The organism is Wolbachia endosymbiont of Drosophila leontia, from assembly GCF_028981785.1.
Taxonomy (GTDB): Bacteria; Pseudomonadota; Alphaproteobacteria; order Rickettsiales; family Anaplasmataceae; genus Wolbachia; species Wolbachia pipientis.
Genome location: NZ_JAPQLK010000128.1, coordinates 1 through 1163, shown reverse-complemented (window position 1 = coordinate 1163; position 1163 = coordinate 1). Strand labels below are relative to the sequence as shown.

Sequence of the window (1163 nt, the reverse complement as noted above, 5' to 3'; positions counted from 1 at the left end):
CAACAAAGCCATCCCAGTGTCAAGCACTGGGATGACACCATTTGTTGTAAACTCACTTTTACTCTATGGTTATACTACCTTGCTGCTATCCTGAACGGATACAGTGGGCTTATTAAATTATAGAATTACTTTAGCTATAGAATAAAGTCTAGTGTTACTTCACGCCAAATGTGGTGGTGCTGAGTAGGCAAGCCGGTTAATGGGCTACATTTATATACTGCACGCATTGCGTTATCTGCTATCGACCTGAAAAGTGGATTATTTCGATAGGAATCACTGTCTGCTACATCCGCCATAATTATCTCGCCTTGACTGGATAACAATAAGTTAATTTTTATATTAAAATTTTCTTTGTAAGCTATGCTTTCAGGAATGCGCCAGCATTTTGTGAGCTTGTCTCTTATAGAGTTAATAATTTCTGTTACAACTAATTCATCCTTTTTGCTCTCAACGCTTTTTTCGTTTCCTATTTCATTTTTTGCCCCTCTAACATCCCTTCTTAGTTTTTTCTCTGCACTTTTTTTTCTTTTTGGAATTGGAATGAATTCTTTACCCTCGTTAATAATGACTTCTTCTTGCATTTCGATAATTTGCCTCGGTTGTGCTACAACAGTGTGCTCAACCAATTCTTTTTTCCTTTGTGGTATAGGAACAACTGACGTATCATTCGCTTGGGCTTTTGTTGAAGGTAACGAAAAAAGCAGAAAACAACATAAAGACAAAAAAAGAATATAATTAGAATAGAAAAAACGCATATGTTAAGCAGCTTGTTTTACTGGTTTAAAGCTAATATTGCACATAAAGTCAATATATTTTAGTTGATGGACAACTTTGAAGTCAATAAGGAATCCCTTCAAAGTTGCAGGCAAGCGAAAGATTGTCTTCTCGACAGACAAAGAATTGTATAATGGATTAAAAGGGACCGTATGACAAAAATTATAGGAAAAGAATATACAGAACTTTTAGAGCAGTTGAAAGATCGTATTGCAACAAACCGTTATAAGGCAGCACTTGCAGTAAATAGTAAGCTTATTTTGCTTTACCACCATATTGGTACAGAGATCCTAAAACGCCAAAAAGAACATACCTGGGGAGCTAAGAACCTGTTTAAAATCTTCGTAATAGGAGAGAAATGAAGGAAAGGACAATCATTTGCAAGCTGG

General features: G+C 35.8%; 2 protein-coding genes. One reads left to right on the top strand and one right to left on the bottom strand.

Annotated elements, in window-relative coordinates; genetic code table 11:
* Nucleotides 1-134 precede the first annotated feature (134 nt).
* A complete protein-coding gene (locus OZD63_RS04095; RefSeq protein WP_274979539.1) occupies nt 135-755 on the bottom strand; it encodes a hypothetical protein in 621 nt (206 codons plus the stop codon).
* A gap of 171 nt (nt 756-926) precedes the next feature.
* Between OZD63_RS04095 and OZD63_RS04090 the strand changes: the two genes are divergently transcribed.
* Nucleotides 927-1136: a DUF1016 N-terminal domain-containing protein gene (locus tag OZD63_RS04090; RefSeq protein ID WP_274979538.1), complete on the top strand. Its 210-nt coding sequence runs from the start codon at nt 927-929 to the stop codon at nt 1134-1136.
* The last annotated feature ends 27 nt before the right edge of the window (nt 1137-1163 follow it).